Annotated in this window: 18 protein-coding genes; 13 read left to right on the forward strand and 5 right to left on the reverse strand. The window is 60.2% G+C overall.

All coding sequences use genetic code 11. The features are described 5' to 3' along the window. The first annotated feature begins 6 nt into the window (after positions 1–6). Entirely contained in the window at positions 7–1,230 is a 1,224-nt protein-coding gene (gene nqrF / locus ACR0JN_RS11625) for an NADH:ubiquinone reductase (Na(+)-transporting) subunit F (RefSeq protein WP_480885756.1), read from the forward strand. A 54-nt stretch (positions 1,231–1,284) separates the two neighbouring features. Here nqrF and ACR0JN_RS11630 read toward each other — a convergent pair whose 3' ends face one another. Next, positions 1,285–2,298, reverse strand: a complete 1,014-nt coding sequence (locus tag ACR0JN_RS11630; RefSeq protein WP_480885758.1) for an NAD-dependent epimerase/dehydratase family protein — start codon at positions 2,296–2,298, stop codon at positions 1,285–1,287. A 128-nt stretch (positions 2,299–2,426) separates the two neighbouring features. Here ACR0JN_RS11630 and ACR0JN_RS11635 point away from each other — a divergent pair, with 128 nt between their 5' ends. Next, positions 2,427–3,182: a metallophosphoesterase family protein gene (locus ACR0JN_RS11635; protein WP_480885760.1), complete on the forward strand. Its 756-nt coding sequence runs from the start codon at positions 2,427–2,429 to the stop codon at positions 3,180–3,182. A gap of 35 nt (positions 3,183–3,217) precedes the next feature. Here the strand turns inward: ACR0JN_RS11635 and ACR0JN_RS11640 are convergent, their stop codons facing one another. Continuing rightward, positions 3,218–3,742, reverse strand: a complete 525-nt coding sequence (locus tag ACR0JN_RS11640) for a CBS domain-containing protein (protein WP_480885762.1) — start codon at positions 3,740–3,742, stop codon at positions 3,218–3,220. Between the two features lie 122 nt (positions 3,743–3,864). Between ACR0JN_RS11640 and ACR0JN_RS11645 the strand changes: the two genes are divergently transcribed. The 7 genes from ACR0JN_RS11645 to ACR0JN_RS11675 all read left to right on the forward strand — a co-directional run bounded on the left by ACR0JN_RS11645 (position 3,865) and on the right by ACR0JN_RS11675 (position 11,219). Next, positions 3,865–4,050: a hypothetical protein gene (locus ACR0JN_RS11645; protein ID WP_480611639.1), complete on the forward strand. Its 186-nt coding sequence runs from the start codon at positions 3,865–3,867 to the stop codon at positions 4,048–4,050. Between the two features lie 66 nt (positions 4,051–4,116). After that, on the forward strand, positions 4,117–5,142 hold the full coding sequence (locus ACR0JN_RS11650; protein ID WP_480885764.1) for an FAD:protein FMN transferase: 1,026 nt from the start codon (positions 4,117–4,119) through the stop codon (positions 5,140–5,142). Between the two features lie 15 nt (positions 5,143–5,157). Beyond that, complete coding sequence (nqrM, locus tag ACR0JN_RS11655) at positions 5,158–5,394, forward strand: (Na+)-NQR maturation NqrM (protein WP_480885766.1); 237 nt, start codon at positions 5,158–5,160, stop codon at positions 5,392–5,394. A gap of 66 nt (positions 5,395–5,460) precedes the next feature. Next, positions 5,461–7,131 carry a sulfatase-like hydrolase/transferase gene (locus ACR0JN_RS11660; protein WP_480885768.1) on the forward strand — a complete coding sequence of 557 codons (1,671 nt, stop codon included), beginning with the start codon at positions 5,461–5,463 and terminating at the stop codon, positions 7,129–7,131. Positions 7,132–7,233: 102 nt separating this feature from the next. Then, positions 7,234–8,751 carry a 2,3-bisphosphoglycerate-independent phosphoglycerate mutase gene (gene gpmI / locus ACR0JN_RS11665; RefSeq protein ID WP_480816104.1) on the forward strand — a complete coding sequence of 506 codons (1,518 nt, stop codon included), beginning with the start codon at positions 7,234–7,236 and terminating at the stop codon, positions 8,749–8,751. After that, on the forward strand, positions 8,748–9,872 hold the full coding sequence (locus ACR0JN_RS11670; RefSeq protein ID WP_480885770.1) for a murein hydrolase activator EnvC family protein: 1,125 nt from the start codon (positions 8,748–8,750) through the stop codon (positions 9,870–9,872). Before gpmI ends, ACR0JN_RS11670 begins: the two co-directional genes overlap by 4 nt. A gap of 6 nt (positions 9,873–9,878) precedes the next feature. Further along, complete coding sequence (locus ACR0JN_RS11675; RefSeq protein WP_480885772.1) at positions 9,879–11,219, forward strand: S41 family peptidase; 1,341 nt, start codon at positions 9,879–9,881, stop codon at positions 11,217–11,219. 40 nt (positions 11,220–11,259) lie between these two features. Here the strand turns inward: ACR0JN_RS11675 and ACR0JN_RS11680 are convergent, their stop codons facing one another. From ACR0JN_RS11680 to ACR0JN_RS11690, 3 genes are all read right to left on the reverse strand, one after another. Continuing rightward, positions 11,260–12,786: an MFS transporter gene (locus ACR0JN_RS11680; protein WP_480885774.1), complete on the reverse strand. Its 1,527-nt coding sequence runs from the start codon at positions 12,784–12,786 to the stop codon at positions 11,260–11,262. A gap of 79 nt (positions 12,787–12,865) precedes the next feature. After that, positions 12,866–13,225 carry a hypothetical protein gene (locus ACR0JN_RS11685; protein WP_480885776.1) on the reverse strand — a complete coding sequence of 120 codons (360 nt, stop codon included), beginning with the start codon at positions 13,223–13,225 and terminating at the stop codon, positions 12,866–12,868. An 11-nt stretch (positions 13,226–13,236) separates the two neighbouring features. After that, on the reverse strand, positions 13,237–13,998 hold the full coding sequence (locus ACR0JN_RS11690; RefSeq protein ID WP_480885778.1) for a DUF6478 family protein: 762 nt from the start codon (positions 13,996–13,998) through the stop codon (positions 13,237–13,239). 231 nt (positions 13,999–14,229) lie between these two features. Between ACR0JN_RS11690 and ACR0JN_RS11695 the strand changes: the two genes are divergently transcribed. The 4 genes from ACR0JN_RS11695 to ACR0JN_RS11710 are packed head-to-tail and all read left to right on the forward strand — an operon-like array spanning position 14,230 to position 20,490. Next, the gene (locus ACR0JN_RS11695) at positions 14,230–17,337 is read left to right on the forward strand and encodes an ABC transporter transmembrane domain-containing protein (RefSeq protein ID WP_480885780.1); all 3,108 of its coding nucleotides are present in this window, start codon (positions 14,230–14,232) and stop codon (positions 17,335–17,337) included. Then, positions 17,330–18,226, forward strand: coding sequence for a CPBP family intramembrane glutamic endopeptidase (locus ACR0JN_RS11700; RefSeq protein WP_480885782.1), 897 nt, complete (start codon positions 17,330–17,332; stop codon positions 18,224–18,226). Before ACR0JN_RS11695 ends, ACR0JN_RS11700 begins: the two co-directional genes overlap by 8 nt. Positions 18,227–18,286: 60 nt before the next feature. After that, a complete protein-coding gene (gene accD, locus ACR0JN_RS11705) occupies positions 18,287–19,219 on the forward strand; it encodes an acetyl-CoA carboxylase, carboxyltransferase subunit beta (RefSeq protein ID WP_480885784.1) in 933 nt (310 codons plus the stop codon). Continuing rightward, positions 19,216–20,490 (forward strand): bifunctional folylpolyglutamate synthase/dihydrofolate synthase, encoded by a 1,275-nt coding sequence (locus ACR0JN_RS11710; RefSeq protein WP_480885785.1) that lies wholly within the window; start codon positions 19,216–19,218, stop codon positions 20,488–20,490. Before accD ends, ACR0JN_RS11710 begins: the two co-directional genes overlap by 4 nt.

Raw genomic sequence — 20,490 nt, forward strand, 5'->3', positions numbered from 1 at the left:
GCGGCGATGGAAACCTTTACCCTGGGCGTCGCTCTTTTCACCCTGATCGTGATCGGACTGGTCGCGATCATCATGGCGGCCCGCTCGCGTCTGGTGTCGACCGGTAACGTCAACATAACCATCAACGGTGAGAAAACCGTATCCGTTCCGGCGGGCGGCAAACTGTTGCAGACGCTGGCAGCCGAGAAACTGTTCGTGCCCTCCGCCTGCGGTGGCGGCGGCACTTGCGCGCAATGCCGGGTACGAGTGCATTCCGGCGGCGGGTCAATCCTGCCAACCGAAGAAAGCCATATCACCAAGCGCGAGGCATCTTGCGGAGACCGCCTGTCCTGTCAGGTCGCGGTCAAGCAGGACATGGATATCGAGGTTCCGGAAGAGGTCTTTGGCGTCAAGAAATGGGAATGCACGGTCCGGTCGAACGAGAACGTGGCGACCTTCATCAAGGCCCTGACGTTGGACCTGCCGGAAGGTGAAGACGTGAACTTCCGCGCCGGTGGCTACATCCAGATCGAAGCGCCCGCGCACCAGTTGGCCTATACCGATTTCGATGTGGAAGAGGAGTACCGCGAGGATTGGGATCGCTTCAATCTGTGGCAGTACAAATCCGTCGTCGGTGAGCCGATCGAGCGCGCCTATTCGATGGCGAACTACCCGGACGAGAAGGGCATGATCATGCTGAACGTCCGCGTGGCCTCGCCGCCTCCGGGCTCGGACGGTATCCCGCCGGGTCAAATGTCGTCGTACATCTTCAACCTGAAACCGGGCGATAAAGTCACGATCTCGGGTCCGTTTGGCGAATTCTTCGCCCGCGAGACCGAGAAAGAGATGGTCTTCATCGGCGGCGGTGCCGGGATGGCGCCGATGCGCAGCCATATCTTCGACCAGCTCAAACGCCTTGAGAACCGCAACCGCAAGATCAGCTTCTGGTACGGTGCCCGCTCGAAGAAAGAGATGTTCTTTGTCGAAGACTTCGACACGCTGGCCAAAGAGTTCGACAATTTCGAATGGCACGTGGCCCTATCAGACGCGCAGCCCGAGGATGATTGGAAAGGCTATACCGGCTTCATCCATAACGTGCTGTTCGAGGAATACCTCAAGAACCACCCCGCGCCCGAGGATTGCGAATACTACATGTGTGGTCCGCCAATCATGAACCAGTCGGTAATCAACATGCTGCTGGATCTGGGCGTGGACCGCGAAGACATCATGCTCGACGATTTCGGCGGGTAAGACACAAGAAACCGGCGCACCCTGCGCTGGTTTTCTTTTGCGAGAATGCCCCGTTCACTTCCCGTAGTAGTCGCGATACCACTCGACGAACTGTTGGATCCCGTCCTTGAATTCGGTCTGCGGGCGATAGCCAGTCAGGCGTTGCAACAGGTTGTTGTCGGCCCATGTGGCCGGAACATCGCCCAACTGCATCGGCATATAATTGCGGATGGCCTTCTGGCCGACCGCCTCTTCGATGGCTTCGATGAAGTCCATCAGGCGGACTTTCTCTCCGTTGCCAATGTTGACAACGCGATAGGGCGCGACAGGGGACAGACTGTCGCCATCCACGATCTCATCGCTACTGGCAGGCCGGACAGGAGGGGTGTCGATCAACAACCGAATGCCCCGCACAAGATCTTCGACATGGGTGAAGTCGCGATACATGTCGCCGTGGTTGTAGATGTCAATCGGACGGCCATCCAGAATGGCGGCAACGAACTTGAAATAGGCCAGATCCGGCCGCCCCCACGTGCCGTAGACGGTAAAGAACCGGAACATCGTTGTCGGCAGGTCCCACAGATGGGCATAGGAATGCCCCATCGCCTCATTCGCTTTTTTTGTCGCGGCGTAAATGGTCAGTTGATTGTCGACCTTCTGAACCTCGGTAAAGGGCATATCCTCGCTGGCACCGTAGATGGATGAGGTCGATGCCATCAGCAGGTGGTCCACCTTGTGCTGTCGTGCGACCTCCATCACGTTGAAGGTGCCCACGACGTTCGAGTCGATATAGCTGCGCGGATGTTCAAGGCTGTAGCGCACCCCAGCCTGTGCGGCGAGGTGGACGATGACATCGGGCCGAAACTCATCGGCGACCTGCATCAGACGGTCGTGGTTTTCCAACAGGTCCTCGGTTGCCGAAAAGCCCGCTGTCTGCATCAGCATCTGGTGCCGCCGCTGCTTCAGGGTGACGTCGTAGTAATCGGTCATCCCGTCGTAGCCATGCACGCGAAAGCCCTCGGCCAGCAGCAATCGGGCCAGATGAAACCCGATAAAGCCCGCTGTACCTGTAACCAAAACCCGTTTCATAAAACCCTCTGCGCGCTGATCTGATCAAATGATGCCCGTCATCACAGTCATATCAGACGCCTACGGGCCTTCAATCGAAACGATTGCCAATTGTCGCCACAGCCTGCGCCGGGTAGGGATAGGCCCACATGTTGACGGACTGGATCAAACGGCTTTTGGCAAAACGCCAGACGCAGGGCGCGGAGGACGATGTGCCCGCAATCGCTCCGGCTGAGCGATTTTACGCGGTTGGGGACATTCATGGCCGTCTCGATCTGTTGCAGGCGATTCTTGCCCGTATTGACGGCGATTGCCGCACTGTTTTTGTAGGCGACTACATCGACCGGGGCGATTATAGCGCGCAGGTGCTGCGCCATTTGCATCACCTCAGCGAAACCTCCGACGGGCGCGTTATTTGCCTGTTAGGAAATCACGAAGAAATGCTGCTGCGCTTTCTCGACGACCCTGAGCAGGCCAACGGGTTGTGGTTCCGCAATGGCGGACTGCAAACGTTGGCCTCTTTCGGGATCACCGAGGTGAAACCCGACGACAACGCCATCGCCGTAGCCGCGCAGTTACGGCAGGCTATGGGTGAGACGCTGGTCACTTGGCTGTCGAACCGCCCTCTGATCTGGACCAGCGGCAATGTCTCGGTCGTGCATGCGGCGTTGGACCCGGACAAACCGATTGACGATCAGTCCCGGCAGACCTGCCTGTGGGGGCGACCGCACTATTCGCGGGCGCGCCGGGCAGACGGGCAATGGGTCGTGCACGGTCATACAATCGTGGATCAGGCGCGGGTTATGCGGGGGGTCATCTCAATCGACACCGGCGCTTTTGCCACCGGCCGCCTGACGGCAGCCGAAATCTTTCCGGGCGGGGTTCAGTTTATCTCAACACGTTGACCGGCCCGATGGGCCAGTCCCGAGTGATCGCGGGCTCAGCCGACGATCATCTGCTTCATGCGCAGGGCTTCGTATTCCAGTTCTTTCAAACGGAAATGCACAACATCACCAATCGTGATCACGCCGCACAGGTTGCCGTCTTTCAAAACCGGCATGTGACGAAAACGGCCCTCGGTCATGGTTTTCAGCACGTCATTCAGCAGATCATCCGGCGTGCAGGATTTGACGTCCGTCGTCATCAACTCCTCAACGGCCTGCGGCAGGGTCTGGCCCGGCGTATCCGCCATGCGCCGCACGATGTCGCGTTCTGACAGGATGCCCTGCAAAGCACCGTTCTGGTCGGTCACAACCACCGCGCCGATCCGCTTGTCCTTGAGGGTATTCACAACGGAATGGATCGTATCGTTGGGACGGACTGAGAAAACCGAATCCCCCTTACCCTCAAGCAGCTTGGCCACGGTCGTCTGCGCATAGGACAGGTTCGATTCCGTCGACTGGCTATAGGTTGTCTTGTCAGCCTTGTCGCCGCGCGATGGGGACTGGTAAGAGCTTGGGGCCATGGGCAATCTCCTCCTTATACTTCAAAGTCTTTCCCTTTCACCTTAGCGCAGCTAAACGATCTGTATAGGGTGCAAATGCCCGCATCGGTGAATTCCGCTGCTTCTCAAGGATACGCTAGGCTTTGAATGACCTCTATCTGACCCCGCCGCTGGCTGTGCTGATCTTTTTCGTGGTGGTCGTCTGCGGCCATAATTTCCGCAAACTGTGGAAACAGCAGCCGCCTGGATGGCGCAAACGGGCCTGGCTGTTCGGCGTACCGGCGGGGATTGGCTTGTTGGCGCTGGGTTTTCTGCCGCTCAAGCTTTGACGGTGGTTTGACTCTGAACGGGGGCGCTGGCATATGCCGGGCACGGATTTTCCAGGAGAACCCCCGATGCGTTTTGCGCCCGTTCTGGCCTTTGTCACACTTGTTTCCGGCTGTTTGTTCGACAAGGAACCCGACGTCGTGCGCCTGTCGGGCGAAACCATGGGTACGACCTTCAACATCACCGCCATTGGTGAGGATCTGGACGCCGACGCGCTGGCCCAGGCCGTTGATCAGACGCTCGCCGACGTCAACGCCAAGATGTCCAACTGGGACCCGAATTCCGAGGTCTCGACCTTCTCCGCCGCCGCAAACACCGACCCCGTGCCGGTTTCCCCCGAGTTCGCGCTGGTGATGACCGCCGCAAACGAGGTGCACGAAAAGACCGGTGGCACCTTCGACGTAACTCTTGGGCCGCTGATCGAACTTTGGGGCTTCGGCCCGCGCAAACCGGAAGACCCGGTACCGTCGGATGAAGACATCACCGCTGCGCTGAATGGCGTGGGGCAGGCCCGGTTGCTGACGCTGGACACCGAGGCCGGGACATTGGCAAAATCCGACCCCGCAGTCGGGATCAACCTGTCCGCCATTGCAAAAGGCTACGGGATCGACGCTGTGGCTGAGACCCTGCGCGATGCCGGGATCGAGGACTATCTGGTCGAGATCGGCGGCGATTTGGTGTCCAAAGGTCAAAACGATCAGGGTGAGGCCTGGCGCATCGGGATCGAAAAACCTGAACCCGGCGCGCAAAGCGTTCAGTTGATCGTGTCGCTGGACAATCGCGGCATGGCAAGTTCCGGCGACTACAAGAATTTCTTCGAAAAGGACGGCGTGCGTTATTCCCACATCATTGACCCGACAACCGGGAGGCCAATCACGCACCGCACGACCTCGGTCACCGTTCTGGCGGAAAACGCCATGATGGCCGATGCCTGGGCGACGGCGATGCTGGCGCTGGGGCAGGAAAAGGGCATGGAACTGGCTGAAAAGCATAAAATTGCCGTGTATTTCATCGCGCGGGATGTGACAGGCGGTGAAGATGCGTATATTACGATGCACAGCAGCGCGTTTAAAGACGCGCTTGGCGGCAACTGACCGGCGGAACCCGAGATGAGCACCTTTATTCTGGCCTTCATTCTGTTAGCCCTCGTCATGGTGGGCATGTCGCTGGGTGTGATGCTGATGGGCAAGACCATCAAGGGCAGCTGCGGCGGGCTGAACGCGATCTCGGGTGCGGATAAATGCGTGGTCTGCAAAAAGGACGTCGATCCGAACAGCCCCTTGCGTGACCAGCTTCAATGCAAGCGCGCAAAGAAGATGCTGGACCGGATGGAGCGTGAGGCTTAATCCGCATTTGCGCTGCCCGAAAGGAATTGGCTAGATAGCCCCGAACCACTTGGGGGAGGGGCACAATTGGCCAAAGCCAAAAATATCCTGTTCATCATGTTCGACCAGTTGCGCTGGGACTACATAAGTTGTTACGGGCATCCGCATCTGCACACCCCGAATATCGACCGGCTGGCCGCGAAGGGCGTCCGCTTCAACCGCGCTTATATCCAGTCCCCTATCTGCGGCAGTTCCCGCATGTCCACCTATACCGGTCGCTATGTGCATTCACATGGTGCCTCGTGGAACGGCATTCCGCTGAAAGTTGGTGAGATTACGATGGGCGATCATCTGCGCAAGGCGGGGATGGAGTGCTGGCTGGTCGGCAAGACCCATATGCGCGCGGATGCCGAGGGGATGGCCCGCTTGGGTCTGGAACCCGACAGCCTGATCGGAGCCCGCGTTGCCGAGTGTGGCTTTGACGTGTTCGAACGGGATGACGGGATGCTGCCCGAGGGGCCGGATGGGTTTTACGACCCGGACGGCGCGAAGGAATACAACAAGTTCCTGAAAGCCAAGGGCTATGAAAGCGACAACCCGTGGCATGACTTTGCCAATTCCGGGCTGGACGCCGAGGGCAACGTTCTGTCCGGCTGGTTTCTGAAAAACGCGCAAGAGCCCGCAAACATCGCCGAAGAAGACAGCGAAACCCCCTATCTGACCGGGCGCGGCATCGACTTCATGGAAAGCCATGACGGCCCCTGGTGCTGCCATCTGAGCTTAATCAAACCGCATTGGCCTTACATCGTGCCCGAGCCCTATGCCTCGATGTACGGTCCCGACCACATTTTGCCCGTGGTTCGATCCGAGGCGGAACGACAGAACGCACATCCGGTGCTCAAGGCGTTCATGGATACCAAGGTCGGGCAGGCGTTTTCGCGGGAAGATGTACGCGAGGCGGTGATCCCAGCCTATATGGGTCTGATCAAACAGGCGGACGATCAGATGGGGCGGCTGTTTGACTGGATGGAGAAAGCCGGGCGGATGGACGACACGGTGATCGTGTTAACCTCGGATCACGGCGATTTTCTGGGCGATCACTGGATGGGGGAAAAGACCTTCTTCCACGACGCCTCGACCAAAATGCCGCTGATCATCTACGATCCTTCGCCCGAGGCAGACGCCACACGCGGCACGGTCAGCGACGCGCTGGTGGAATCCATCGATCTGGCCCCCACATTTGTTGATACCGCCGGCGGAGAGGTACCGACGCATATTCTGGAAGGGCACTCTCTGCTACCGATCTTGCACGGGCAGGCCGACGACCTGCCCCGCGACGTGGTGATCTGCGAATACGACTACTCAGGCTCGCCGATTGCGGATGTGCTGAACGCCTCGGTCCGCGATGCGGTGATGTTCATGGTGGCGAACAGGAAATGGAAGTTGATCCATTGTGAGGGCGGCCACCGGCCCATCCTGTTCGATCTGGAAAACGACCCGGATGAACTGACCGATCTGGGCGACAGCGCCGAGCACGCCGAGGTCATCGCCGAGATGTACGATCATCTGTTCACCTGGACCCGCCGGGCCTCGCAGCGCACCACGCGGTCCGAGCAACAACTGATCGAGATGCGGACAAAAAGCCGGGGCAGGGGCATCGTCCTGGGGGTCTATGACGAAAACGATGCGCCGCTGGACCTGACAGTCAAGTATCGCAACCGCAAGGCGCGACCTTACAAGAGCTATCTGAAGGACTAGCTGCGCGTATGATTAAATCTGCGCCAATCGAGGGAAAGACGGTTCACCCTCTGGCGGGCAAGGGATAGAAGATGGGCGCAGAGCAGTTACCGGAGACCTTCAATGACCGCCCCGAAACCCGTTGTCCTGTGCATTCTCGATGGTTGGGGCCTGTCGGAGGATACCGCGGCCAACGCGCCTTATTTGGCCAACACGCCGACCTTTGACGCGATGATGGCCAACGGGCCGCATGCCACGCTGATCACCCACGGCCCGGATGTGGGCCTGCCCAGCGGTCAGATGGGCAATTCCGAGGTCGGCCACACCAATATCGGCGCGGGCCGGGTTGTGGCGATGGATCTGGGTCAGATTGATCTGGCGATCGAGGATGGCTCTTTCTTCGACAACGCCGCGTTGCAGGATTTCATCGCCAAGGTGAAGGCTGCGGGCGGGACGGCGCATCTGATGGGGCTGGTCTCGGATGGCGGTGTGCATGGGCATTTGAACCATATCGTAGCGGCGGCCAAAGCGATCACCGATGCGGGCGTTCCGGTGGCGCTGCATGCGGTCACGGATGGGCGCGATGTGGCCCCGAAATCGGCCTTTACCTACATCGCAGAGCTTGAAGATCGGTTGCCCGAGGGGGCCAGGATCGTCACCGTCAGCGGACGCTATTTTGCCATGGACCGCGACAACCGGTGGGATCGCGTGGCCGAGGCCTATAACGCCATGATTAAAGCGCAGGGCAGGGGGGAGAACACCGCCCATTTTGCGGTGGATCATGCCTATAACCAGTCGGAAACGGACGAGTTCATCGCGCCTACGGTACTTGAGGGATACTCGGGCCTGAAAGACGGGGACGGGTTCTTCTGCCTCAACTTCCGCGCCGACCGTGCGCGCGAGATTTTGCGGGCGATTGGCGAGCCGGGTTTTTCGGATTTCGACACCGGACCGCGCCCGAACCTGTCCGCGCTGCTCGGCATGGTCGAATATTCCGACGGCCACAACGCCTACATGACCACGGTGTTCCCCAAACGCGCCATCGTGAATACGCTGGGCGAATGGGTCGCCAAACAAGGCCTGCGCCAGTTCCGACTGGCCGAGACCGAAAAATATCCTCATGTCACCTTCTTTCTGAACGGCGGCAAGGAAACCCCCGAAGAGGGCGAAGACCGGTTCATGCCAAAATCGCCCAAGGTAGCGACCTATGACCTGCAGCCCGAAATGTCCGCCCCCGAGGTCACGGCGAAATTTGTCGAAGCCATCAACGCGGGCTATGACCTGATCGTCACGAACTATGCCAACCCGGATATGGTCGGACACAGCGGCGATCTGCAAGCAGCTATCAAGGCTTGCGAGGCCGTCGATCAGGGTTTGGCGCAGGTTGTCGCCGCGTTGAACGAGGCCGGGGGCGCGATGATCGTCACCGCTGACCACGGCAATTGCGAGATGATGGTCGATCCCGAAACCGGTGGTCCGCATACGGCGCACACATTGAACCCGGTGCCGGTGGCTCTGGTCGGCGGCCCCGACGGCGCGCAGCTGCGGAACGGTCGCTTGTCGGATCTGGCCCCGACGCTGCTGGACCTGATGGGCCTGCCCAAACCGTCTGAGATGACCGGGGAGAGCCTGTTGTCATGAGGTTTGCGGCGCTGGCTGTTTCCCTTCTTCTCGCGGCCCCGGCGCAAGCTGACCCCTCGCAGGCGGCTCTGGAGGCGGCAGCGCTGCTGGAACAGGCCTCGGTTTCCCTGACCGAGGCCGAAGGTGCCCGCGACCGGGTGCGCGCCCTGACCGAGACGATTCAAGCCTACGAGGCCGGTCTCAGCGCAATGCGCGACGGGTTGCGCATGGCCGCCACGCGCGAGGCGCAACTGACCGCTGAACTGCGCGCACGCGAGGATGACGTGGCGCAATTGCTGGGCGTTTTGCAGACCATCGAAACCACCGCCCCGCCGGTCTTGATGCTGCACCCTTCGGGTCCTTTGGGCGCCGCGCGGGCGGGCATGATGCTGTCCGAAGTCACGCCGGGCCTGAACGCCAAGGCCGAAGCGCTGGCAAAAGACCTGCACGAAGTACAGACCCTGCGCCTGTTGCAACAGGACGCGGCGGACACCCTGACCGAAGGTCTGGGCGGCGTTCAGGATGCCCGCACCCGGCTAAGCGAGGCCATAGCCGATCGCTCCGACCTTCCCCGCCGGTTTGTTGAAGACCCTGTGCGCACGGCGATCCTGATCTCGTCCACGGAAACGCTGGACGGGTTTGCAAGTGGTCTGGCTGAAATCTCGGAGGGGGAAATCGCCTCGACCGACGCGACCATCACCGATAGCAAGGGTGACGTGCCCCTACCGGTTCAGGGCATCCTGCTGCATGGCGCGGGTGAGACCGACGCTGTGGGCGTGACTCGGCCCGGTCTTGTGTTGGGAACGCGCCCACGGGCTTTGGTCACGTCGCCCACCGCAGCCACGATTCGCTATCGCGGCCCGCTGCTGAATCTGGGCAATCTGGTGATCCTGGAACCTCAACCCGGCCTTTTATTCGTGTTTTCAGGCCTGCAAGAGGTTTACGGTGAGCCGGGACAGGTGATCCCAGAGGGCACGCCCGTAGGCCTCATGCCCGGCAAAACGCCGGAAATCGGCGCAATATTGTCAACAACCAGTGATGGCACTGGAACTGACCGGTCAGAAACGCTCTATATAGAGGTAAGACAGGACAACAGCCCCGTGGACCCGGAATCGTGGTTTCGGACCAGCAAGGATGGATAAACGAGTATGAAGAAATTTGTTATGGCCGGTTTGGCCGGAACCGTGGCAGGCATCATCGCAACCACTCAGATCGCAGGACCCCTGCTGGCGCAGGAGGCCGCAAGCAAGGCCAGCGTCTATCAGCAACTGGACCTGTTCGGCGACATCTTCGAGCGCATCCGCGCCCAATATGTCGAAGAGGTCGAGCCCGAGGAACTGATCGAAGCTGCCATTGACGGCATGCTGACCTCGCTTGACCCGCATTCCAGCTATCTGTCGCCCGATGATGCAGAACAGATGCGCGTGCAGACGCGTGGCGAGTTCGGCGGGCTGGGTATTGAGGTGACGCAGGAAGAGGGATTTGTGAAAGTTGTCTCTCCCATCGACGACACGCCTGCGGATGCCGCTGGGATCGAAGCCGGGGATTTCATCACCCATGTGGATGGCGAAAGCATTCTGGGCCTGACACTGGACAAGGCGGTTGATCTGATGCGCGGGCCGGTTGGGTCCGAGATCGTGATCACCGTTGTGCGCGAAGGTGAACCGGAACCGTTCGACGTGACTATAATCCGCGACACGATCAAATTGACCGCCGTGCGCGCCCGCACGCAGGGCACCAGCGTTGTTTTGCGCGTTACCACATTTAACGATCAGACCTTCCCGAACCTGCAGGAAGGCCTTGAAGAACAGATCGTCGAGGCTGGCGGGATCGAGAAGGTCAACGGTTTCGTTCTGGACCTGCGCAACAATCCGGGCGGTCTGCTGACCCAGGCCATCAAGGTTTCGGACGCGTTCCTGAACGAAGGTGAAATCGTCTCGACCCGTGGCCGAAACCCCGAAGAAGGCGAGCGCTACAACGCAACGCCCGGCGATCTGGCCGAAGGCAAGCCGATTGTGGTTCTGATCAATGGCGGGTCTGCCTCGGCGTCGGAAATCGTGGCCGGTGCGTTGCAGGATCACCGCCGCGCTATCGTTGTGGGGACAAAGAGCTTTGGTAAGGGCTCGGTTCAGACAGTCATGCCGTTGCGCGGCGACGGCGCGATGCGCCTGACCACCTCGCGCTATTACACTCCATCGGGCCGCTCGATCCAGTCGCTGGGTGTCAGCCCCGACATCATCGTCGAACAACCGCGCCCGGTGCCCGAGGCGGAAGAGGAAGAGTCCAACCGGCCCTCTCGCTCCGAGGCGGACCTGCGCGGCAGTCTGAACAATGACAGCCTGAGCGAGGATGAAATCCGCCAGATCGAAGAAGACCGCGCCAAGGCTGAAGAAACCGCCGAGTTGCGGGAAGAGGATTACCAGTTGGCCTATGCCATCGACATCCTCAAAGGTCTGTCGGCCTTCAACCCGAACGGCCCGTCCCAGTAAAACAACAGGGCCGCGGATGACGCGGCCCTTTCTTTTCTGGTCAGCTTTCGACTTTGTGCAGCTTTTCCTCATCCAGCATGAGGGCCAGCAGGATGCCGACCGAAACCGAGATGGTCGAAAAGACAAAGGCCATGCTCATGCCGCTATCAAAGGCGGCAGCGGTGGCGGTTTTGACCTTCTCGACCTCTTCCGGTCCCAGCTTCTGCAGGACCGCGCGGGCCGAGTCGGTGCTGAGCGTGCCACCATTGATGGCCCTTTGATCAGCCTCTGACAGATTGACACCAGCCGCGCTTAGGTTTTCCTGGAGGTTGGACCGGCTGACCACGTACATGATGGCTGTGGCGAAGGCGACTGAGATCGCGCCATAGACCAGATGAACCATGAAGCTCAGCCCGCCGACCAGCCCTGCGCGTTCGGGTTTGACAGCACAGACAGCCGCAGTGCCGGAAGGACCAACCGTCAGAGTCGCGCCCAGCCCGATCATCGCCATGCCGGGCAGAATTCGGAAATACCCCCACCCGCTGGGCATCACGATCATACTGGCCGACCCGATGGTGGCGATCAGGTAGCCCCAGAACAACAGCCGTTTGGGCCCGAAATCATTGTAGAGCGTGCCGGACACGATGGAACCGACCGCCAGCAGCATCGTCAACGGTGCCAAGCCCAGGGCCGATTCAAAGGTCGACCAGCCCAGAACCTTTTGCATGTATTGCGGGAAATACAGCAACCCGACAAACGCCGCCGAGACGTTGAACATATTCAGGCCCAACGTGATGCGAAACTCCCGGTTCTGCATCATCTGGGGCAGCAGCAAGGGTTCTTTGACCCGTTTCTCGATCCTTGGAAACAGCAGAAACAAAAACGCGCTGACGAAGAACAGCAGCAGCAGGGGGACTGAGGTCCAACCCCAATCCGCGCCCACATCCAGCCCGTAAAGCAGCAGCAGAACGGCAAAGGACAGGACGGCCATGCCAGCAAAATCAATGTGCTCACCCTGTTTGTGATGGGTCTCTCGCTTCATCAGCAACAGGGCGGTGGCCATCGAGATGCTCGAAAACACCACATTCGCCAGGAAGAAATACCGCCATTCACCAAGGTTCACGGCAAGCCCGCTGATCATCGGACCAAAGACGTTACCGGTTGTCACACCGGCCAGAATAAGGCCCATGACCAAAGCGCGGTGTTCCGGTTTTGAAACCTTTGTGGCCCCAAAAGCCAAGGTACAGGGCCAGACACAACCCGCGCCGATCCCTTGCAGTGCCCGCGAAACGATAAGGAAGTCCAGGCTGGGTGAGAAGAAACACATGACCGATGAGAACAGAAAGATCGTCAGTCCAATGATCATCACCTTCCGGTGGCCGTACATGTCGCCAAGACGCCCCCCGGCAACCATGGTCATGGCGAAGAACAGTGCATAGATGTTCAGGACCCATTGGGTGCTGGTGATGTCGGCATCAAAGGAGTTTTCGATGGCCGGAACCAAAATCAGCGCGCCGGTAAAGTCGATGCCAATGCCAAAACCTGTCACCATCAGAGCGATGACTTTGATGATGCTGCTGCGGTCCATTGCTGCACCCAATCTGTTTTGTGGATGCTTCAATGATGCATGAAAATGGCTGAAAAGATAGGGCTTTAGAGCGCGTGCTTCAATTCGCTGCGTTACAGTTCCGCCGGAATGCCCGCTTGAGCATATCCAGTTCGGCGCGCAATAGCGCGACCTCGGCCCGCAGATCGTCGGCGGCGGGGGCACCAGCAATCACGGTGAAATCCGCCAGTTTTTGGGTCGAGGCGGTGTCGACGACAATAAAGCTGTGCACGCCTTCGGACAGGGCGGTAACCGGCACGGGCACGGTCAGGGTCCAGCCGGTATCAGCGGGGGATAGGTCGACGCCTTCCAGCGCCTCGCCCAGATATCGAACCTCGATGCTGGGTTGCGCATCTGCCTGAAGATGGCCTTGCCATTGGCCGTTTTCGAACCGGGTTAGCGTTAGGGTCGGTTGCGTCATGTCAGGCTGTCTCACAAATCGGCGCGGTGGTGGCGGCAAATGGTCAGGTCACGCAGGACGATGCGGTTCATGCGCGGGTTTTCGATGATCAGGTCCAGCCAGATTTTCTCAATCCGCCGCTCGTTCAGAGGCAAGTGGGCCAAATCGAAATCAATCGCGTTGGAAGGCCCGGACATATCCATCTGCCGCAACACCTGCTCCGCGTTCGGGCCGTGCTGGACGTTGAGGCGGGCAAACATCTCAACGGGCTTTTCGCTTTCGATCAGAGCGTCAACGCATATCAAATGCTGACCGGTTAGGTTCTGCGCGGCGTCTTTCGGCAATTCGACGGAGAGCGACAGGAAAGAGCCCTCGAAGCTGAACACCTCGATCGCCAAACGGTATGGGGCAAGGTCCCGCTCCTTGCGGTTTCTGATCTGACGTGCCGCAATCTCGGCCCGGGGACAGTCGTGAAACAGCGTCACTTGACCATCCAGAGCGGCCTTTCGCCCCGGCGATGCCAGTCCGGGTTGGGTCAATGGCCCGCGCCACAGGTCGGGCCGCCAGCTCCAATCCGTTCCGACCGGTTTGGGGAACTGCGCCGATCCGATCAGCGGGTGGCTCAAGCGGCTATCCGCCTCGTGAATCAACCGGTCCAGATGGGAGCGCAGCGCGCGGGCCTGATCGCGCTGCTGGCGCAATATGGGGTGCGCCGCACCCGCCGCTTGCACGGCCGCCCTGCGCCAGCGCCCAAGAAGTTTGCGGTGAAGATAGCGGTCCAGAAGTCTGCCCATGGTCCCATCGTCTGAAGTTGCTTCTGTTTAGTCAAACAGAGGGTAAGGGACAAAGGCGAATTAAGGGTGAGCGGATAAAATTTTGCGAAATCCGGGCGGTCACTACGGGGCCGATCAAGAAACGCGCGCCCATTCTTGCAATGGTCGGGACCAATGCGTACCGTCTGCCATCTGATCCACGCGGAACATCGCAAACGGCGCAGTTCCTTACACTCCGGACAAGGCCCAGGCATGGAACCCACCCTGTTTTCATTCATCTGGAAATACTCGAAGAAACAACAGCTTGTTCTTTTGGTATTGACGGTTTTGTCGTTCCCGTTCCTCTATGCCTCGCTGGAACTGCCCAAGCAGATCATCAACGATGCCATCGGTGCGCCCGCCAACACGGTGACCGTGTTCGGGATCACCGTGACACAGGTGCAATACCTGCTGATCCTGTGTTTTGCCTTTCTGGCAACCGTAATCGTCAGCGGGCTGATGAAAATGCGCATCAACACGATGAAGGGCGTTCTGGCCGAGCGCATGCTGCGCCGTCTGCGCTTCACGCTGATTCACCGCGCGATGCGGTTTCCGAAATCCTACTTCGCCACCACCAGCCAGGGGGAACTGGTGTCGATGATCACGTCAGAGGCCGAACCGATGGGCGGGCTGATGGGAGATGCCATCGCGCAGCCGGTGTTTCAATTCGGGCAGATGATGACGATCGTCACCTTTTTGTTCATGCAAAGCGTCTGGTTCGGGCTGGCGAGTATCGCCCTGATCCCGCTGCAGGCCTGGCTGATCCCCAAGCTGCAGCGCCAGATCAACCTGCTGAACAAGGACCGCATCCAAGAGGTCCGGCAACTGAGTTCCGAGATCGGAGAAAGCGCCGCAGGCATCAGCGACCTGCGCACCAATGGCGGCTGGCGCTACCGGTTGGCGCAGTTCAGCCACCGTCTGGGCACCTTGTTCGAGATCCGGTTCCAGATCTACAACAAGAAATTCTTCATGAAGTTCCTCAACAACCTGATCACTCAGATGACGCCTTTCCTGTTCTATTCGGTCGGCGGTTATCTTGCGATCACGGGCGAGGTCACGGTGGGTGCCTTGGTCGCCGCACTTGGGGCCTACAAGGACCTGAGCGGCCCGTGGAAAGACCTTCTGACCTATTACAATCAGGTGCAGGACATGTCGTTGAGGTGGGAGATCGTGACCGAGCGTTTTGCGCCGTCGGACATGATCCCCGAACAACTGTTCACGGGCGAGCCCGAAACGATCCCCCGTCTGACCGGTGATATCGAACTGCACAACGTGACCGTCCGGGACAATGACGGCAAGACCGTTCTGGAAGACATTGACCTGACCATCCCCGAAGGGGCCCGCGTGGCGATTCAGTCCACTCATGCCTCCGAGCGCAACGCGCTGGCCCAGTTGCTGACTCGCGAGGTGCTGCCGGTTCAGGGTGAGGTGGTTCTGGCCGGGCACAATCTACGCGAGCTGCATCAGTCCGTCATCGCGGCGCGGATCGGCTATGCCTATTCGCGGCCCTATCTGTTTGACGGCACTCTGGGCGACAACCTGATGATGCCCTTGCGCACCCACCCACGGCACGAAGCAGAGGCCATAAGAACCCCCACGCGGCGACAGATCGAAGCGGTGCGCGCCGGAAACCCGCCGGATTCGCTATCGGACGAGTGGATTGACCCCGGTTTAGCCGGGCTGGATGACATCGAAGGCATCCGCGACTGGTGGTTCGAACTGGTCGAGGCGATGGGCATCGACGAGTTTATGTTCCGCCGCACTCTGCGCACGCGGTTCGACCCCGAATTGCACCCAATCCTGGCGCAGGGGATCGTCGATTTGCGCCAGACGGTAAACGAAAGGCTGCGTGCCAAGGGGCTGGACCAGTATGTCTACAGATTCGACCCCGACCGGTTCAACCCTGCTGTTCCTCTGGGCGGCAACCTTCTGTTCGGGGCCCCGGCCCGCGACATCTCACCCGAGATTCTGGCAGGCGACGGGCGGTTCTTGTCCATGCTCAGCGCGCATGACCTTGCCGAGGACGCGATGAGCATTTCAAACGCGGTTCTGGAGACGTTAAACCACGCCTTTGGCCGTGACGGTACGGATCACCCTCTGTTCCTGCGGCTGGGCATGTCCAAAGACATGTATCACCGCCTGCTGGACATCGAAGACCGCCGCAAGGCCAAGGGCGATGCCGAGATCAACGATGACGAGCGCGCAACGCTGCTGACCGTTCCGTTTCTGCTGACGGCGGAACAGATCGGCCCGGATTTTCCGGAAGAATACAAGGATAAGATTCTGGCCATCCGCAAGGCGCGGGCGGAACAGTTGCGCGGCGCGTTGGATGGTATGTTCCTGCCGGTGACGCCCGAAGTTTACATCCCGCGGTTGTCGGTGATGGAAAACGCGATCTATGGGCGGGTCTCGCTGATGGCAGGTGCGCATGCTGAGGACATAGAAAACGTGGTGGCCGAAGCGATGAACGAGGCCGGTCTGCGCCGCCGCGCGGCGGCCATCATCTATGACCTGCCGTCGGGTCTGGGCGGAAACAACCTGCCGACGGTCTTTCAGGAACGCGCCGCGTTTTCTCGGGCCGGGATAAAGCGCCCGGATATCCTCATCCTCGACAAAGCGCTGGCCAGCCACGATTCCGAAAGCCGCCTGCGCACACGTCTGAAACTCCGGGAATTGCTTCCGGATTCGGTCATGATCTTCATGGAGGACCACTTTGCCCACCCCGAAGCCTATGACCTGTTCGTCGAAATCAAAGACGGGCGGATCGACGGCGTCTCGCGCACCAAACCTGTGCACACCGAAGGGGCCTCGGCCGATCTGAGCCGCAAGATCGAAGTCATCGCGTCGACCGAGCTGTTTTCCGGCATTGACGCCCGTAACCAGCGGCTGCTGGCCTTTTCGGCACAGTGGTATGAGGCCGCGGCGGGGCAGGTGATCTTTTCCCGCGGGCAGATACCGGATGCCGCGTATTTGTGCATTGCGGGTCAGGCCAAACTGGAATGGTCTGAACCGGACGGGGCGAAACGAACGGTTTCCATCATCGAGCCAGGACGCCTGATCGGGGATCTGTCGATCATCACCGGTGAGGCGCGGCAACTGGACCTGACCGCCATTGACGACTGCTCGTTCCTGCGGATCGGGGCCGAGGAACTGCGCGCGGTCGTCGAAAGCGATGCCACGGTTGCGGTACAACTGCTGCAGACCGTGGCCGGGTACCTGACCACGCTGGCCAACCGGGTCAATGCGGCCAGCGCCGGGGCGGATATCTTCCCGGACGCGACCCAGCCCGAGGGCCTTGAGGGTGCCGGTGACAATGCGTGACTATGAACCGGCCGCTTACGCCGCCCATGACCGCCTTGTCGCGACCGCCCGCGACCGGCCCGAACTGTGGCGGATTGTGCTCGGGCTCGCTCTGGTCGGCGTCCTTGTCAGCGCACTGAACCTGATCCTGTTCTCGGCGATTGCCGGTATCGCGCCCTATGACTGGACCGCCGTTCTGTTCAAAGGCGGCACACCACTGGCGATGTTCGTCCTTTTGGGCAGCTTCGGGTTCATCACCCTGGGCGTCGCTGTCGCCGCGCGCCTGCTTCAACAGCGCGGTTTCCCATCGATTGTCGGCGCGCGAGGCCCCACACTGGCCCAATTCTGGCGCGTGCTGCGCGCCCTGATGATCCTCGGCGCGATCGTCGCCGTCCTGCCACCCTATGACATGGGCGAACCGCTTCAGGCGAACCTCAGTCTGCGCATCTGGCTGATGCTGTTGCCCATCTCAGCCTTCGCCGTCCTGATTCAGACCAGCGCTGAAGAGGTCCTGTTTCGCGGATACCTGCAGCAGTCTCTGGCCGCTAGATTTCGATCCCCTGTGATCTGGATGGGCGTACCCTCCCTCTTGTTTGCGGCAGGCCACTACGCACCCGCCCTAGCCGGGGACAACGCCCTGCTGGTCGCCGCATGGTCCTGCGCCTTTGGCCTGCTGGCCGCCGACCTGACCGCGCGGGCAGGGACGCTGGGCCCGGCTATCGCCTTGCATTTCTTCAACAATGCGGTTGCGCTGCTCTTTATCTCATTGCCCGACAACCTCAGCGGTCTGGCCCTGTTTCTGCTGCCCTATGACATGTCAGACACCGGCATGCTGCGGCAATGGCTGCTGGTGGATTTCGCGGTCATGATCGTCTGCTGGCTTACCGCGCGCCTTGCCATCAGGCGCTGATTGCATTTCCTTCCGTTGCGTCTTATTTGACGTCAACGCCGCATCAGCCAAGGTTCCGACATGAACTGGATCACAAACTACGTCCGCCCCCGGATCAACTCGATCTTCTCGCGCCGGGAAGTGCCTGAAAACCTTTGGCACAAGTGCGATGAATGCGGAACCATGCTGTTTCACCGCGAGTTGGCGGAAAACCAGCACGTCTGCACCCAGTGCGGCCACCACATGGCGATCACCCCGCGCGAGCGGTTCCGGCATCTGTTCGACGGTGGCATCTTCACCGAGGTCGACGTTCCCGCGCCAAAAGACGATCCGCTGCAATTCCGCGATCAGAAGAAATACCCGGATCGCATGAAGGCCGCCCAGAAAAAGACCGGCGAGAAAGAGGCGATGCTGGTCGCCTCGGGCGAGATCGGCCGAACACCGATTGTGGCCGCCGCGCAGGATTTCTCGTTCATGGGCGGCTCGATGGGCATGTTTGTGGGCAACGCCATCATCGCCGCCGCGCAGGAAGCGGTGAAACTGAAGCGCCCGCTGATCCTGTTTTCGGCTGCGGGTGGCGCACGGATGCAGGAAGGCATCCTCAGCCTGATGCAGATGCCCCGTACCACCGTCGCAGTGGAAATGCTGAAAGAGGCAAACCTGCCCTATATCGTCGTTCTGACCCACCCCACCACCGGCGGCGTAACCGCATCTTACGCGATGCTGGGCGATGTGCATATCTCGGAACCCAACGCGCTGATCTGTTTTGCCGGTCCGCGTGTGATCGAGCAGACCATTCGCGAGAAACTCCCCGAGGGGTTCCAGCGCGCCGAATACTTGCTGGATCACGGTATGCTGGATCGCGTGACCAAACGGACCGAGATGCGCGAAGAGCTGATCACCATCACCCGCATGCTGATGGGTCTGCCCCCTGCGGTCAAAGGCGATCTGCCCGCCCCGACACCCGAAGAAACACCGGTAGAAACCCCTGCCGAGGACGCAGGTAAAGAATGACCGCCCAAACGTCGGACGCCATCCTCGACCGGATGATGGCGCTGCACCCCAAGATCATCGACCTGACTCTGAACCGCGTCTGGAAGCTGCTGGCCGCGTTGGACAATCCACAAGCCAAACTGCCGCCCGTGATCCACATCGCGGGCACCAATGGCAAAGGCTCGACCCAGGCGATGATCCGCGCCGGGCTCGAAGGGGCAAGGCTGTCGGCCCACGCTTATACCTCACCCCATCTGGCGCGTTTCCACGAACGCATTCGACTGGCCGGAGAGCTGATCTCGGAACCCAACCTGACCGCTGTTCTGGATGAATGCTACGAAGCCAATGGCGGCGAAAACATCACCTATTTTGAGATCACAACCTGCGCCGCCCTTCTTGCCTTCGCCCGCGTGCAGGCCGATTACACCTTGCTCGAGGTCGGACTTGGCGGACGTCTGGACGCGACCAATGTGATCCCAAAGCCCGCTGTGACCGTGATCACGCCGATCTCAATTGATCACGAACAGTTTCTGGGCGACACGCTTGCAAAAATCGCCGCCGAAAAAGCCGGAATCATCAAACGGGGCGTGCCCTGCATCGTCGGACCTCAGCCAGATGAGGCGATGGAGGTCATCGAACGCACCGCCGCCAAACTGGGCGCGCCGCTGATCGCCCACGGGCAGCACTGGCATGTCTACGAAGAACGGGGACGGTTGGTCTATCAGGACGAAACCGGGCTGCTGGACCTGCCCCCGCCCAACCTGCTAGGCGCGCATCAGATTCAGAACGCAGGCTCCGCTCTGGCGGTGCTGCGCCATCTGAACCTCGGCGATGCGGCCTATGACGCCTCGGTGACCAAAGCCGAATGGCCCGCGCGTATGCAACACCTGAAAACCGGACCGCTGGTGCAATTGGCCCCGCAAGCGGAACTGTGGCTGGACGGGGGCCACAATGCCGCCGCAGGCATCGCGCTGGCCGATGTTCTGGCCAAGCTGCCCAAGCGCCCGACCCATATGATCTGCGGCATGCTGAACACCAAGGATGTCACGGGCTATCTGGCCCCGCTGGCCACACAGGCCCAAAGCCTAATAGCCGTCTCGATACCGGGCGAGGCCGCAACGCTCAGCGCCGAGGATACCGCAGCCGCAGCCGCCAAAGTCGCCCTTCCCGCCAGCACGGCAAACAGTGTGGGCGACGCCCTGAACGCGATAACACAAAAAGACCCGCAAGCACGTGTCCTGATCTGCGGCTCACTCTATCTCGCAGGCAACATCCTGCGCGAAAACGGCTAG

Source organism: Ruegeria sp. G12, assembly GCF_056533565.1.

Excerpts from the sequence above, each read along its gene's own strand:
- nqrF (WP_480885756.1), top strand. The coding sequence starts at position 7 with ATGGAAACCTTTACCCTGGGCGTCGCTCTTTTCACCCTGATCGTGATC.
- ACR0JN_RS11630 (WP_480885758.1), bottom strand. The coding sequence starts at position 2,298 with ATGAAACGGGTTTTGGTTACAGGTACAGCGGGCTTTATCGGGTTTCAT.
- ACR0JN_RS11635 (WP_480885760.1), top strand. The coding sequence starts at position 2,427 with ATGTTGACGGACTGGATCAAACGGCTTTTGGCAAAACGCCAGACGCAG.
- ACR0JN_RS11640 (WP_480885762.1), bottom strand. The coding sequence starts at position 3,742 with ATGGCCCCAAGCTCTTACCAGTCCCCATCGCGCGGCGACAAGGCTGAC.
- ACR0JN_RS11650 (WP_480885764.1), top strand. The coding sequence starts at position 4,117 with ATGCGTTTTGCGCCCGTTCTGGCCTTTGTCACACTTGTTTCCGGCTGT.
- nqrM (WP_480885766.1), top strand. The coding sequence starts at position 5,158 with ATGAGCACCTTTATTCTGGCCTTCATTCTGTTAGCCCTCGTCATGGTG.
- gpmI (WP_480816104.1), top strand. The coding sequence starts at position 7,234 with ATGACCGCCCCGAAACCCGTTGTCCTGTGCATTCTCGATGGTTGGGGC.
- ACR0JN_RS11670 (WP_480885770.1), top strand. The coding sequence starts at position 8,748 with ATGAGGTTTGCGGCGCTGGCTGTTTCCCTTCTTCTCGCGGCCCCGGCG.
- ACR0JN_RS11675 (WP_480885772.1), top strand. The coding sequence starts at position 9,879 with ATGAAGAAATTTGTTATGGCCGGTTTGGCCGGAACCGTGGCAGGCATC.
- ACR0JN_RS11680 (WP_480885774.1), bottom strand. The coding sequence starts at position 12,786 with ATGGACCGCAGCAGCATCATCAAAGTCATCGCTCTGATGGTGACAGGT.
- ACR0JN_RS11685 (WP_480885776.1), bottom strand. The coding sequence starts at position 13,225 with ATGACGCAACCGACCCTAACGCTAACCCGGTTCGAAAACGGCCAATGG.
- ACR0JN_RS11690 (WP_480885778.1), bottom strand. The coding sequence starts at position 13,998 with ATGGGCAGACTTCTGGACCGCTATCTTCACCGCAAACTTCTTGGGCGC.
- ACR0JN_RS11695 (WP_480885780.1), top strand. The coding sequence starts at position 14,230 with ATGGAACCCACCCTGTTTTCATTCATCTGGAAATACTCGAAGAAACAA.
- ACR0JN_RS11700 (WP_480885782.1), top strand. The coding sequence starts at position 17,330 with ATGCGTGACTATGAACCGGCCGCTTACGCCGCCCATGACCGCCTTGTC.
- accD (WP_480885784.1), top strand. The coding sequence starts at position 18,287 with ATGAACTGGATCACAAACTACGTCCGCCCCCGGATCAACTCGATCTTC.
- ACR0JN_RS11710 (WP_480885785.1), top strand. The coding sequence starts at position 19,216 with ATGACCGCCCAAACGTCGGACGCCATCCTCGACCGGATGATGGCGCTG.